The organism is Cellvibrio sp., assembly GCF_046347455.1.
Classification (GTDB): domain Bacteria; phylum Pseudomonadota; class Gammaproteobacteria; order Pseudomonadales; family Cellvibrionaceae; genus Cellvibrio.
The window spans coordinates 272,535-286,011 of the sequence record NZ_JAXMGC010000001.1 but is presented as its reverse complement, the minus strand read 5'-3'; the positions used below and the strand labels follow the sequence as shown (position 1 = coordinate 286,011).

At 48.1% G+C, this 13,477-nt stretch carries 12 protein-coding genes; 10 read left to right on the top strand and 2 right to left on the bottom strand.

Going from position 1 to position 13,477, the window contains the following annotated elements; genetic code table 11:
- Nucleotides 1-133: 133 nt before the first annotated feature.
- Genes U1F02_RS01270 through U1F02_RS01260 form a run of 3 tightly spaced genes read left to right on the top strand, consistent with a single transcriptional unit; the run spans nucleotide 134 to nucleotide 3,307 of the window.
- The gene (locus U1F02_RS01270; protein WP_409988536.1) at nucleotides 134-1,369 is read left to right on the top strand and encodes a lipoprotein-releasing ABC transporter permease subunit; all 1,236 of its coding nucleotides are present in this window, start codon (nucleotides 134-136) and stop codon (nucleotides 1,367-1,369) included.
- Nucleotides 1,362-2,060, top strand: a complete 699-nt coding sequence (gene lolD / locus U1F02_RS01265; RefSeq protein WP_409988535.1) for a lipoprotein-releasing ABC transporter ATP-binding protein LolD — start codon at nucleotides 1,362-1,364, stop codon at nucleotides 2,058-2,060. Before U1F02_RS01270 ends, lolD begins: the two co-directional genes overlap by 8 nt.
- Complete coding sequence (locus tag U1F02_RS01260; protein ID WP_409988534.1) at nucleotides 2,057-3,307, top strand: lipoprotein-releasing ABC transporter permease subunit; 1,251 nt, start codon at nucleotides 2,057-2,059, stop codon at nucleotides 3,305-3,307. Before lolD ends, U1F02_RS01260 begins: the two co-directional genes overlap by 4 nt.
- Before the next feature lie 10 nt (nucleotides 3,308-3,317).
- On the opposite strand, the gene U1F02_RS01255 is transcribed toward U1F02_RS01260, so the two are convergent.
- Nucleotides 3,318-3,815 carry a DUF2062 domain-containing protein gene (locus tag U1F02_RS01255; protein ID WP_409988533.1) on the bottom strand — a complete coding sequence of 166 codons (498 nt, stop codon included), beginning with the start codon at nucleotides 3,813-3,815 and terminating at the stop codon, nucleotides 3,318-3,320.
- A 112-nt stretch (nucleotides 3,816-3,927) separates the two neighbouring features.
- Nucleotides 3,928-4,662 (bottom strand): phosphoadenylyl-sulfate reductase, encoded by a 735-nt coding sequence (locus U1F02_RS01250; protein ID WP_409988532.1) that lies wholly within the window; start codon nucleotides 4,660-4,662, stop codon nucleotides 3,928-3,930.
- Nucleotides 4,663-4,962: 300 nt separating this feature from the next.
- On the opposite strand from U1F02_RS01250, the gene ndhC reads away from it, so the two are divergent.
- From ndhC to nuoH, 7 genes are all read left to right on the top strand, one after another.
- Nucleotides 4,963-5,361: an NADH-quinone oxidoreductase subunit A gene (gene ndhC, locus U1F02_RS01245; RefSeq protein ID WP_409989055.1), complete on the top strand. Its 399-nt coding sequence runs from the start codon at nucleotides 4,963-4,965 to the stop codon at nucleotides 5,359-5,361.
- Between the two features lie 68 nt (nucleotides 5,362-5,429).
- On the top strand, nucleotides 5,430-6,050 hold the full coding sequence (locus tag U1F02_RS01240; protein WP_409989054.1) for a NuoB/complex I 20 kDa subunit family protein: 621 nt from the start codon (nucleotides 5,430-5,432) through the stop codon (nucleotides 6,048-6,050).
- A 30-nt stretch (nucleotides 6,051-6,080) separates the two neighbouring features.
- Nucleotides 6,081-7,862: an NADH-quinone oxidoreductase subunit C/D gene (nuoC, locus tag U1F02_RS01235; RefSeq protein WP_409988531.1), complete on the top strand. Its 1,782-nt coding sequence runs from the start codon at nucleotides 6,081-6,083 to the stop codon at nucleotides 7,860-7,862.
- The gene (nuoE, locus tag U1F02_RS01230; protein ID WP_409988530.1) at nucleotides 7,849-8,367 is read left to right on the top strand and encodes an NADH-quinone oxidoreductase subunit NuoE; all 519 of its coding nucleotides are present in this window, start codon (nucleotides 7,849-7,851) and stop codon (nucleotides 8,365-8,367) included. The genes nuoC and nuoE overlap by 14 nt, the downstream gene beginning before the upstream one ends.
- Nucleotides 8,364-9,665, top strand: a complete 1,302-nt coding sequence (nuoF, locus tag U1F02_RS01225; protein ID WP_409988529.1) for an NADH-quinone oxidoreductase subunit NuoF — start codon at nucleotides 8,364-8,366, stop codon at nucleotides 9,663-9,665. Before nuoE ends, nuoF begins: the two co-directional genes overlap by 4 nt.
- Nucleotides 9,666-9,772: 107 nt before the next feature.
- Nucleotides 9,773-12,475, top strand: coding sequence for an NADH-quinone oxidoreductase subunit NuoG (gene nuoG, locus U1F02_RS01220; protein ID WP_409988528.1), 2,703 nt, complete (start codon nucleotides 9,773-9,775; stop codon nucleotides 12,473-12,475).
- The gene (nuoH, locus tag U1F02_RS01215; protein WP_409988527.1) at nucleotides 12,475-13,476 is read left to right on the top strand and encodes an NADH-quinone oxidoreductase subunit NuoH; all 1,002 of its coding nucleotides are present in this window, start codon (nucleotides 12,475-12,477) and stop codon (nucleotides 13,474-13,476) included. Before nuoG ends, nuoH begins: the two co-directional genes overlap by 1 nt.
- Nucleotide 13,477: the final 1 nt, after the last annotated feature.

Here is a 13,477-nt window from a genome sequence, read left to right as displayed (position 1 = left end):
ATCAACAGGTATGGTTACAAACATAGCACAAGCTCACGTCTGCCGCGAAAACTTGGATCTTCAGCGAGAATAATCCGGAGCTTGTCAGCTTCAGCTTTACATACATGGCCTTAGTCGGTTTAATGCGCCCATGATGAAAAACATACCTCTCTATATCGGCTTGCGTTACACCCGCGCCAAACGTCGAAATCAGTTTATCTCGTTCATTAGTGCGTTTTCGCTCATTGGGATGGCTCTGGGTGTAACCGCACTTATCCTCGTGTTGTCTGTCATGAATGGCTTGGACCGTGAGATGAAGCAGCGGTTGTTAAGCGTTATCCCGCATGGATACATTGACCGTGATCCTGCACTGAATGACTGGCAGCAAATCGCTCAACAAGTCCAACAGCACCCCAAAGTGGTAGGTACTGCGCCATATATTGCGAGTGAAGCTTTGGTGGGTTACGGGAGTGATATTCAAGGCATTCAGATTGAAGGTGTTTTACCTGAAGAAGAATTGAAAATCTCCGTTATCGATAAGCATATGCTTTTGGGGTCACTCGAAAATCTCAAGCCCGGTGAATTCGGCGTGGTAATGGGAAGCATGATGGCTCGCCAACTCGGCTTGGCGCCGGGTGACAAGGTGATGATTACATCGCCTGATATCAACATTACTCCCGCTGGCGTTTTTCCGCGCAACAAAAATTTTACTTTGGTTGGTGTGTTTGAAGTGGGTGGGCAGGTTGATTTTAATTTGGCGTTAATACATTTAAACGATGCGCAAAAATTCTTTCGTGTGTCTGGTGCGCAAGGTCTTCATGTTAAAACAACAGATCTCTATGAAGCCGCGTCTGTTATGAAAGAATTGCGTGAAAAATTTGGCAGCGACTATAGCGTAAAAGATTGGAGCCAAACCCAAGGCAGTCTTTTCCAATCGGTAAAGATGGAAAAAATCGTCACGGGTACATTGCTAAACATTCTTATTTTTATCGCCGTATTTAATATAGTTTCGAGCTTGGTGTTGATGGTCGCAGACAAACGATCTGACATCGCCGTGTTGCGCACGCTCGGCTTAACGGCCAAACAGGTGATGGGTATTTTTATTGTTCAGGGCAGTGCAGTGGGTTTTGTGGGAACTTTGGTTGGCGTAGTTGCTGGATGCATTTTAACCTGGTTACTCAACCCGATTATGGCTGTGCTTGAATCGCTCTTTGGTTTTCACTTTTTTGATCCTGAAACTTTTTATATCACGGGCTTACCGAGCTACTTAATGTGGCAAGACGTGCTGACGATTACGCTAACTGCACTCGTCTTAAGTTTTCTAGCCACTCTTTATCCCGCTTATCGCGCCAGTAAAATTGAGCCCGCTGAGGCATTGCGTTATGAATAATCAATCAATGACAACATCGACAAATGCGGTTTTGACTTGTGCAAATGTCAGTAAACATTACGGCGACGGCGCGCTGCAAGTAAATGTGCTGCGCACAATTAATATGTCCATTAATTCTGGCGAACGTGTTGCAATTGTGGGCGCTTCAGGTTCTGGAAAATCTACCTTGCTGAATATTCTCGGCGGATTGGATGTTCCTGATTCAGGTGAAGTGACTGTAGCAGGTGAAGTGCTTTCCAGAATGAGCGCAGATGCGCGCGGCTTTTTGCGAAATCGAAAATTGGGTTTTGTGTATCAGTTCCACCATCTGCTTCCCGAATTTACTGCGCTTGAAAATGTGTGCATGCCTTTATTAATTGGCGGAGAAAGCAAAGCTCAGTCGCAAGAAAAATCTACTCAAATGTTGCAACGAGTGGGCTTGGGGCACCGCTTGCATCATAAACCGTCTGAGTTGTCGGGCGGCGAGCGCCAGCGTGTCGCAATCGCTCGTGCCTTAGTGACTTCGCCCGCCTGTGTGTTGATGGATGAACCCACCGGAAACTTGGATACACACTCTGCCGATAGCATCCAGCAACTTATGTTGGAATTGAATCAATCTATAGGCACCAGCTTCGTGGTTGTCACACACGATTTACGACTCGCAGCAAAAATGGATAGAACGCTTACCTTGGCTGATGGCGTTTTGGTATGAAATTGAAAGCACTGTTTAATCGATTTACGTTTTTGGTCGGTGCACGTTACGGTATTTCACGTAAGCACAGCCAACTCGTATCGTTTATATCCACACTGTCCACGGCAGGTTTAGTGATTGGCGTTGCGCTTTTAATTGTAGTGATGTCAGTTATGAACGGATTTGATCGTGAATTGCGCGAACGAATCTTGGGCATCATGCCGCAAGCGATGATTTATCATCGCGAAGGCATTACAGATTCCACCGCACTTATCGCTCAATTAAAGCGAGATAAGCGCGTTTTGGAAGCTGCCCCATTTGTGCAAATTCAAGGGCTGTTTAATCATCAAAAACATGTAGCTCCTGCTAATGTGTTCGGGGTAGATCCAGCCCAAGAATCTCGCCTCAATTCTCTTGAAGATTATTTGCCGCCCAAGGCATTCGAACAACTTGATCGGAATCCTCAAGGCGTTATTGTTGGTCAGGGAATTGCGGACAAACTTCGTGTAGTCGTTGGCGATAAAATTAGTTTGATTATTCCGCGTTCGAGCGATGCGAATTCGGCGCCGGGTATACTGATGTTGGATGTAGTTGCCATTTTAAGAAGTAACACCAACGTGGATCAAACGCTTGCCTTAATGAATGTAAACACCGCCTCGCAAGCGTCGGAATTTCCAGGCAAGGTGAGCGGAATTCGTCTTAAGGTAAATGATCTGTTTGAAGCACCGACTATCGTAAGTGATCTCATCAATGTCTTACCAGTCGGTTATTTCGGCTCTCATTGGATGCGCACACATGGAACGATTTATGAAGCCATTCACATGTCGAAAAATCTCGTCGGCTTGCTGCTGTTATTAATCATCGGTATCGCGGCATTTAATCTGGTGTCCACTTTAATTATGGTTGTGGTGGATAAACAAGGTGACATTGCGATCCTGCGCACACTAGGTGCATCCAGCAAAGAAATTATCGGAATTTTTATGATTCAAGGCGGGCTGATTGGCTTGATCGGTACCAGTATTGGTGCGGTCTTGGGTGTGATCTTGTCTTGGGTGGTGACTGATTTAATTGCTGGGTTAGAAAAAATATTAGGCATCCAATTTTTGCACTCGGATGTTTACCCAATTAGTTATTTGCCATCCAATTTATCCTGGCTCGACGTTGTGCAGGTTTCTGCAACATCCTTATTCATTTGTTTCTTTGCGGCACTTTATCCCGCTTGGCGAGCAAGTCGTGTCCAACCGGCTGAAGCTTTGCGTTATGAGTAATTAAAGTTTTTTAATGGCTATTCAAACGCTCATTTTTTCTCGCTGTCCACTTTCGCTTTACATTTAATCGCCATAAGTAATTTGATAAGAAATAGGCGAGGGTGGATATTCCTGTTGCACCGATTAGTGAGCCGAGTAGATAAGGTCTCCAAATCACCTCGAATTCGTGCACAAGCCAAGCCCAGGTAAATTCAATATCAGGCGCAGGTTCTAAATTTAAAATCAAACGCCCCAAGTGATAAAAAGCGTACATGATGAAAGGAATGGTGATGGGATTGGCGATCCAACAAGCCGCAATTGTCAGCGGTAAATTAGCTCGCGTTACCAGAGCAGCCGTTGCAGCCGCTGGCGTATGAACGGGCACTGGCGGCAACAAGCCGATAAAAATTCCCCAAAAAAAAGCTTTGGAAACTGACCGGCGATTCATATGGAATAGGTTTGGGTCGTCCAGCACATCTCCCAGAAAGCGCAAAGATCTGCTGTTCTTCACTTTCTCTGGGGGAGGCATAAATTTTTTTAACGAAAAGCGTGACATCCTGAAACCATCGCATCATCAAGCGGCGTTTTGCTAAAACAAATGCCTTCGACCGCTAGGTTTCAGGCTATAGGTTTATATTATTTTAGATTTTTGGGCTGGGGATATTTCCGGAATGCAACCCACACTCCTTTTTAGTGGCTTCTTCCCACCACCACCTGCCTTCTCTCTCATGCTGATTGGGGCCAACGGGACGAGTGCAGGGCTCACAGCCAATTGAAATGAAGCCTTTCTCATGAAGCTCGTTATAAGGAATTTCACACATGCGGATGTAGGCCCACACATCCTGCGAGGTCCAATTCGCCAAGGGGTTAAATTTGGTGAGTGTGGCTTCCGGGCGAGCGAACAAAGTGTCGTTTTGGATTACCGGAATTTCAGCGCGGGTAGGGCTTTGGTCTTTTCGTTGGCCTGTTATCCAAGCATCAACAGTTGCGAGTTTTCTGCGGAGAGGTTCGGTTTTGCGAACTCCGCAACATTCTTGGTGCCCATCTTCATAAAAACTGAACAAGCCTTTTTCGGTTGTTAGCTTGTGCAAGGCTTCGCTGTTGGGTGTCATGATCTCAATTTTGATACCGTAATGCTTACGTACTTTTTCCAGATAACGATAAGTCTCCGAGTGGAGTCTGCCGGTATCGAGACAAAAAATCTGAACGTCTGGGCGATAGTTGCGAGCCATCTCGATAAGTACAACGTCTTCAGCTCCGCTGAAGGAAATAGCGATATTTTCAAATTGTGAGAGCGCATATTTAATGATTTTTTGTGGCGACTCTTGCTGCAACTTTTGTTCAATATCAACAAGCGAAATTAGAGGGTCATTCATAAGAGCAATTCTGTTGGTATAAACGAAGGGCGCCTAGAATAGCAGAGCTACACTAAAAACTCTTGGGGCCAGCGGGGTAAATTATTCTGAATTTGCGGCTCAATGTAGTGCAAATAACTGAATTTTGAAGGAATAACAATTTGTCGTTATTCCTCATCTTTGCTATATTACACCCCGATTTTGTTGGGTATGTCGTGATTCGGTTACTTTTTATACCAATTGCGCATTTTGTTTTCTCATCTAAAAAGTAGGGTGATTCGCTTGTCATTATCCCCGGAAAACAGCACTGAATTTTGGTCAATTGCAGCCTACCTCGGCGGAATTGGCTTCCTCCTCTTCGTAATGCTTTTTATTCCCCAGTGGCTCGGTGGTAAGGCCTGGGGTAGAGCTAAAAACGATCCGTTTGAATCGGGTGTAGTCTCTCAAGGTAGTGCCCGTCTAAGGCTCTCAGCTAAATTTTATCTGGTAGCTGTATTCTTCGTAATCTTCGACGTTGAAGCACTTTATCTCTACGCATGGTCTGTTTCTGTTCGTGAAAGCGGATGGCTTGGCTTTGCGGAAGCCGTTTTATTTATCGCTATCCTGCTGGCAGGTTTGGTTTATTTGATTCGTATCGGTGGTTTGGATTGGGCGCCAGCCCAGCGTCATCGTCGCGCTGAGCTTGCGCGCGCTCGCCTTGCCGATAAATCAGCAGAATAATTGAGGTTTAATCAATGAAGTACACGCTTACTCGCGCCAACCCAGAAGGTGCACAAGGTACTTATCCTATGCAAACGCAACAAGTCGTTGCGGACCCAATGGAAGACGAAGTTCATAAAAGTGTGTTTATGGGTCGCCTTGAAGACATGATTCACGGTGTGGTGAATTGGGGACGCTCAAACTCCTTGTGGCCATACAACTTCGGTTTGTCTTGCTGCTATGTTGAGATGGCGACTGCGTTTACTTCCCCGCACGACCTCGCTCGTTTTGGTGCTGAAGTAATTCGTGCATCACCCCGTCAGGCAGATTTGATGGTTGTAGCGGGAACCTGTTTTATCAAGATGGCTCCTGTCGTTCAGCGCTTGTATGAGCAAATGCTCGAGCCCAAGTGGGTTATTTCCATGGGCGCGTGTGCAAACTCAGGCGGCATGTACGATATCTATTCTGTAGTGCAGGGTGTTGATAAGTTCCTTCCTGTTGATGTGTATATTCCTGGTTGTCCTCCTCGCCCTGAAGCATTCTTGCAAGCATTGACCTTGTTGCAACAATCCATCGGTGAAGAGCGCCGTCCATTGTCATGGACAGTGGGTGAGCAGGGCGTCTACCGTGCAGAGTTGCAACCTGAGCGTGACCGCAAGCAGCCGGAGCGTATCGCCGCTGTTAACTTGCGTACACCTGACGAAGTTTAATTTTAAAATTAGCCTAAGCGACCGTAAATAATGACCGAAAACGTCACCACAAGCCCACTACCGGGCGCTGAGCATGAAGTAGTGCGTGAACTGCATGAGCAGTTTGGCGCTGAGACTTTTGTGTTTCAGAACACTCTCGATAAGGTGCCTACGCTGTGGGTGCCGCGCGATAAGCTGATCGATGTATTGAGCTGCCTGCGCAAATTGCCACGCCCCTTCGTCATGTTGTACGACTTGTCTGCGACTGACGAGCGCCTGCGCCAAAATCGTTTGGGAATGCCTGTTGAAGACTTTACTGTTTTCTACCACTTGGTTTCCATCGACCGCAACAGCGATGTTCGTATTAAAGTTGCGCTCAAGCTCGATGACTTAAAAGTTCCTACTGCGACCGGTATTTGGCCAAACGCCAACTGGTACGAGCGTGAAGCTTGGGATTTGTTTGGTGTCGTATTTGAAGGTCATCCGCATTTATCCCGTATTTTATTGCCCCCTAAATGGGAAGGTCACCCGCTTCGTAAAGATTATCCTGCACGCGCTACCGAGTTTGATCCTTTCAAGCTTGATGCTGCAAAACAAGATTTAGAGCAGGAAGCTTTGTTGTTCAACCCTGAAGAATGGGGTATGAAGCGCAGCAATAAAGACAACACCGAAGACTTCATGTTTTTGAACCTCGGTCCAAACCACCCATCAGCGCACGGTGCGTTCCGTATAGTGTTGCAATTGGATGGTGAAGAAATTCTCGATTGCGTTCCAGACATTGGTTACCACCACCGTGGTGCTGAGAAGATGGCTGAGCGTCAATCATGGCACTCATACATTCCATACACCGACCGTATCGACTACCTCGGCGGTGTAATGAACAACTTGCCCTATGTTCTTGCCGTTGAAAAATTGGCGGGAATTGAAGTGCCTGATCGCGTTAAAACTATTCGCGTGATGCTGGCAGAGTTCTTCCGTATTACCTCGCATTTATTGTACCTCGGTACCTATATTCAGGACGTGGGCGGAATGTCGCCGGTGTTCTTTATGTTTACCGACCGTATGAAAGCCTATGACGTGATTGAGGCTATTACCGGCTTCCGTATGCACCCAGCTTGGTATCGTATCGGTGGTGTTGCTCACGACCTGCCAAAAGGTTGGGATCGTTTGGTGCGTGAATTTGTTGAGTGGTTGCCAGGTCGCTTGAAAGAGTACGAAAAAGCCGCTTTGCAAAACTCCATTCTCGTTGGTCGTTCCGTCGATGTTGCTAAATACAACAAAGACGACGCTTTCGCTTGGGGCGTTACAGGTCCAGGCTTGCGTGCGACTGGCGTGGACTTCGATTTGCGTAAAGCGCGCCCTTACTCTGGCTACGAAAATTTTGAATTTGATGTTCCTGTTGGTCAGCATGGCGATGCCTACGAGCGCGCGGTATTGCGCCTTGAAGAAATGCATCAGTCAGTTCGCATCATCAAGCAGTGCTTGGAAAATATGCCAGCAGGACCTTACAAGGCCGATCACCCATTGACTTGTCCGCCTCCAAAAGAGCGTACGCTGCAAGATATCGAAACCCTGATTACCCACTTCTTGTCGGTTTCATGGGGTCCGATTATGCCAGCGGGTGAAAGCTGTCAGATGATTGAGGCCACCAAAGGCATCAACAGTTATTACCTGACTTCTGACGCAAGCACCATGAGTTACCGTACGCGTATTCGTACACCCAGCTTTGCGCATTTGCAGCAAATTCCGTCTGTGATCAATGGTTCTATGATCCCTGATCTTATCGCCTACCTAGGCTCAATTGACTTTGTGATGGCCGATGTTGACCGCTAATACTACCCAGACAATTGCCAGCGATCGCGTTGGCGACTTTGAGTTCAGTGCTTTCGAGCGTGAACAAATTGAACACGCGATTCATCATTACGCAGAGCCTCGCGCTGCGATTATTGATGCGTTGAAAATCGTACAAAGCCAGCGTCGCTGGGTGCCGGATGGTGCTGTCTACGCTATCGCGGATATGCTCGGTGTAGGTGCGGGTGATGTAGAGGGCGTTGCCACCTTCTACAACCGTATCTATCGTCAGCCCGTTGGACGCCATGTAATTGCCGTGTGCGATAGCATCGGCTGCTTCTTGATGGGCTTTGACCAATTGTATGGTGCTCTCCAGCAAAAATTGGGCATCAAACCCGGTCAAACAACCCCCGATGATCGCTTCACCTTGTTGCCTATTGTTTGCCTGGGTGCATGCGATAAGGCGCCGGTGTTGATGGTTAACGACGCGACTCACTTTAACGTGACTCCCGACAATATCGATTCTGTGTTGGAGCAATACAAATGACCTCCAATATTAATGTTGGCCTCACAAACGTAGGCCCCGAAACACACCCACTTACTTGGCGTTATACCAAGGCTGGTAAGTCTGTACTGACCATTCAAGATTACGAAGCGCTTGAAGGCTATTCTGCGCTGAAGAAAGCTATCGCCATGCAGCCGACCGATGTTCAAGCTGAAGTGAAGGCTTCTAATTTGCGTGGTCGCGGTGGTGCAGGTTTCCCTACAGGTATCAAATGGTCACTCATTCCTATGGGGCCAGATGCCGGTCAAAAATACCTCGTTTGTAACGCAGACGAAATGGAACCGGGCACCTTTAAAGACCGTTTCCTGATGGAAGAGCTTCCACATCAGCTGGTTGAAGCCATGATCACCGCGGCTTATGCCATTGGTGCAACCAAGGGTTACATCTTTTTGCGCGGTGAATATGTACTGGCTGGCGAGCGTTTGAACGCCGCCATCCAACAAGCCACAGCTGCTGGTTATATTGGCGAAAATATTTTAGGTTCGGGCTTCAACTTTGAACTTCATGTTCACTTGGGTGCTGGCCGTTATATTTGCGGCGAAGAAACAGCGTTGATTAACTGCTTGGAAGGTCGTCGCGCCAACCCTCGTACCAAGCCACCATTCCCACAACAAGCAGGTGCATGGGGCAAACCAACCATCGTTAATAACGTTGAAACCTTGATGAACATTCCTGCTATCGTCTTGCGCGGTGCGGATTGGTTCAAAGGTTTGTCGCAAGGTAAAAGTCCAGACGCCGGTACCAAAATGTACGGTATCTCTGGCCGTGCAAAAATTACTGGTTTGTGGGAATTGCCTATAGGTACTACTGGTCGTGAACTGCTTTATACCCACGGCGGCGGTATGGCAGATGGTTACGAATTAATGTGCTGGTTACCTGGCGGTGCGTCTACTGACTTCCTGATGCCAGAACACCTCGATTTGGCCATGGACTACGACACCATTATGAAAGCCGGTAGCCGTATGGGGACTGCCTTGATCATGGTGGTTGATGATAAGCAAAACATAGTTTCAGCAGTGCGTAATTTAGAGCAGTTCTTTGCACGCGAGTCGTGCGGTTGGTGTACACCTTGCCGCGACGGTTTGCCTTGGACTGTGAAGCTTCTGCAATCCATTGAAGCGGGAACAGGGCAGGAGGGCGATATAGCCACCTTGCAACAACTGACCCGCTTCCTCGGCCCCGGCAAGACATTCTGTGCTCACGCTCCGGGTGCGATGGAACCACTGCAAAGCGCGTTGAAGTTCTTCCCGGCGGAATTCGCCAAGGGCATAAAAGCTTAAAACGTAAGAAACGCGCAGTTTTCACGAGGTGATTTCACGATCACCTTAAACTTTAAATCCGTTGATAACTATAACGGTAACGACCTTAAGAAAAGGTAAGACGCAGAATGGCGACCATTCACGTAGACGGTAACACATACGAAGTTGACGGTTCAGACAACCTCCTTGAGGCGTGTTTGAGTCTCGGCCTCGATATTCCTTATTTTTGTTGGCACCCCGCTTTAGGTTCTGTTGGCGCTTGTCGTCAGTGCGCTGTGAAGCAATTCAATGACGAAAACGACACTCGTGGTCGTTTGGTTATGTCGTGTATGACACCCGCCAACGATAAAACCTACATTGCAATTAAAGACGAAGAGGCAAAATCCTTCCGTAAGAGCGTGGTTGAATGGTTGATGACCAATCACCCGCACGATTGCCCTGTGTGTGCTGAAGGTGGCCATTGCCATCTGCAAGATATGACAGTAATGACCGGTCACAACACCCGTCGTTACCGTTTCTCCAAACGTACTCACGTTAATCAGGATTTAGGGCCTTTCGTAAATCACGAAATGAACCGCTGTATTGCCTGTTATCGCTGTGTTCGTTACTACGACGATTACGCGGGCGGTAAAGATTTCGGCGTTTACGGCGCTCACGACAATGTCTATTTCGGTCGCCCTGAAAGTGGTGATTTGGAAAGCGAATTCTCTGGTAACTTGACTGAAGTGTGCCCGACCGGTGTATTCACCGATAAAACTCATGCTGACCACTACACCCGTAAGTGGGATATGCAGTTTGCTCCAAGCGTGTGTCAAAACTGTTCTGTGGGTTGTAATACCAGCCCCGGTGAGCGTTACGGTGAAATCCGCCGCATCGAGAACCGTTTCAACGGCTCGGTAAACCATTATTTCCTCTGCGACCGTGGCCGTTTTGGTTATGGTTATGTCAACCGTGAGGATCGTCCAACAAAACCACGCTTGAACGCTAGCTCTGAGAGCTTCACCATCGATTCTGCTCTGGATAAAGCCGCGGAATTGCTGCGCGGCAAACGTGTTCTGGGTATAGGTTCTCCGCGCGCATCACTCGAAACCAATTTTGCGTTGGCGAGTTTGGTGGGTGCTGGAAACGTTTCTTATGGTGTATCTGCACAAGAGCAAACGCTCAATAGCTTGGTTCACAAGGTGTTGAAAGAGGGTAGTGTTACTACCCCAAACCTGCGTGATATCGAGAAAGCCGATACTGTGTTGGTTCTGGGTGAAGACATTACTCAAACCGCACCTCGCGTAGCCTTGGCGGTTCGTCAAGCAGCCAAAACCTTGGCTCTTAAAATGGCGGCCGCTAAGAAAGTTCCTGAGTGGAACGCCTATCCTATTAAAAACATTGCGCAATCTGAAAAGAGCCCTGTGTTCGTCGCCAGCGTTAACGCAACGCGTTTGGACGATGTTGCAACTAGCACTGCGCGTGCCTCTGCAAATGACATTGCTCGTTTAGGTTTTGCGGTGGCTAATATTATCGACCCAGCTTCTCCCGCTGTTTCTGGCTTGTCTGACGACTTGGCTGCGCAAGCGCAAGCTATCGCAGCTGGCTTATTAGCGGCAGAAAAACCTTTGGTCATTTCTGGTGTTGGTTTGAAATCCGAAGCGGTTGTTCAAGCAGCGGCAAACATTGCTTATGCGTTGAAGAAGCGTGAAAAAGATGTTGGCATTGCCTTAACCCTGCTCGAAGCGAATAGCCTCGGTACCGCTTTGTTGGATACCCAAGGCGGCCAATCTGTTGAAGCCGTTTTAACAGCGGTGCGCGATGGTCAAGCTGATGCATTGGTTATCGTTGAAAACGATCTTTACCAGCGTGCTCCTGCAGAATTAGTCGATGCAGCCCTGAAAGCGGCAAAAGCAGTCGTTGTGTTGGATCACCAATCAACCGCGACCGCTGAAAAAGCAACCTTAGTACTGCCAGCGTCTAGCTTCGCGGAAGGTGACGGTACATTAGTGAATATGGAAGGTCGTGCTCAACGCTTCTTCCAGGTGTTCGAACCCTCTTACTACAAGCCAGAAGTTCTGATTCGTGAAGGCTGGCGTTGGTTGCACGCAATCAAATCAACCTTGGATAACAAAGCGGTTGATTGGACTCAGTTGGATGATGTAACTGCGAATTTGGCTAGCTCAAATGCTGCATTAGCAACAATTGTTCAAGCAGCACCTGATGCGGATATTCGTATCGCGGGTGCGAAGATCGCGCGTGAGCCACGCCGTTATTCTGGCCGTACCTCAATGCGTGCGAACATCTCCGTTCACGAGCCTCGCCAACCACAAGATCAGGATTCAGGCATGTCCTTCTCAATGGAAGGTATTTCTGGCCCAACAAATACTACCCAGCTGATCCCATTCGCGTGGGCTCCGGGTTGGAACTCACCGCAAGCTTGGAACAAGTTCCAAGACGAAGTGGGTGGTAGTCTTCGTGCAGGTGATCCTGGTACTCGTCTGATCGAAGCGACAGGTTCAGCTAATTACTTTACAAGTGTTCCTGTGGCGGCTTCTGGCTTGCAAGTAGCACCGCTTTATCACCTGTACGGCAGTGACGAAATGTCTGCTCGCTCGGAAGTGGTTGCGACACGCGTTCCAACGAATTACGTTGCGGTGTCATCTGCAGATGCCCAACAGCTTGGTTTAGTGAACGGTCAGAACGCTGAAGTGGTAGTTGACGGTGCCGTGTTTGTAGCGCCAGTCAAAGTTGCTGCTGATTTAGCGGTCGGCGTGGTAGGTGTTCCGGTCTTGGCTGGTTTGCCGAAAGTTGTCGCTGGCTCTGCTGTTAGTCTTAAGGGAGGTGTGTAATGTCGTTTTTCACTCCCGAAATTATCGCTATCGTCTGGTCAGTTGTTAAAGCACTTATCGTATTGTTCGGTGTAGTGGTCTGCGCAGCGTTCCTCAGTTTTGTTGAGCGTCGTTTGCTAGCGTTGTGGCAAGATCGTTACGGTCCAAATCGCGCGGGTCCTTTCGGTTTGCTCCAGTTGCCAGCCGATATGATCAAGATGTTCTTCAAAGAAGACTGGACTCCTCCATTCGTTGACAAGTTGACCTTCTGGTTAGCTCCGGCGATTGCAATGAGCGGTTTGCTTTTGTCGTTCGCCGTGGTACCCATCATTCCAGGTTGGGTCGCCGCCGATCTCGACATAGGTATCCTGTTTTTCTTCGCAATGGCTGGCTTGGCGGTATACGCCGTTATGTTTGGTGGTTGGTCATCGAACAACAAATACGCTTTGCTCGGCGGTGTTCGTGCTACCGCACAAACCGTTAGCTACGAAGTCTTTATGGGGTTGTCGTTGATGGGCATTGTGGCCATTACCGGTTCCTTCAATCTCACCGATATCGTTAACGCTCAGAAGGACTGCTGGTTTGTGTTTCCACAAATTCTCGGCTTCCTAACCTTTGCTGTAGCAGGCATCGCGGTAACGCACCGTTCACCTTTCGATGCTCCTGAAGCTGAACAAGATTTGGCTGCGGGTTATCACACGGAATACTCTGGCTTGAAATGGGGTATGTTCTTCGTGGGTGAATATATTGGCGTAGTGCTGGTGTCTTCCTTGATCACCGTATTGTTCTTCGGCGGTTGGTTGCCACCCTTTGGATTCTTAAGTTTCATTCCGCCATTCTTCTGGTTCGCCATCAAAACAGCATTTTTTATCATGATGTTTATTTTGGTGCGGGCGGCTTTGCCCCGTCCACGTTATGACCAAATTATGGATTTTGGTTGGCGCGTTTGCTTGCCAATCACGCTTGTAAACCTTGTAGCTACTGCTGCGGTAGTGCTTATGCTAGAACCGTCAGCGGCTTAAG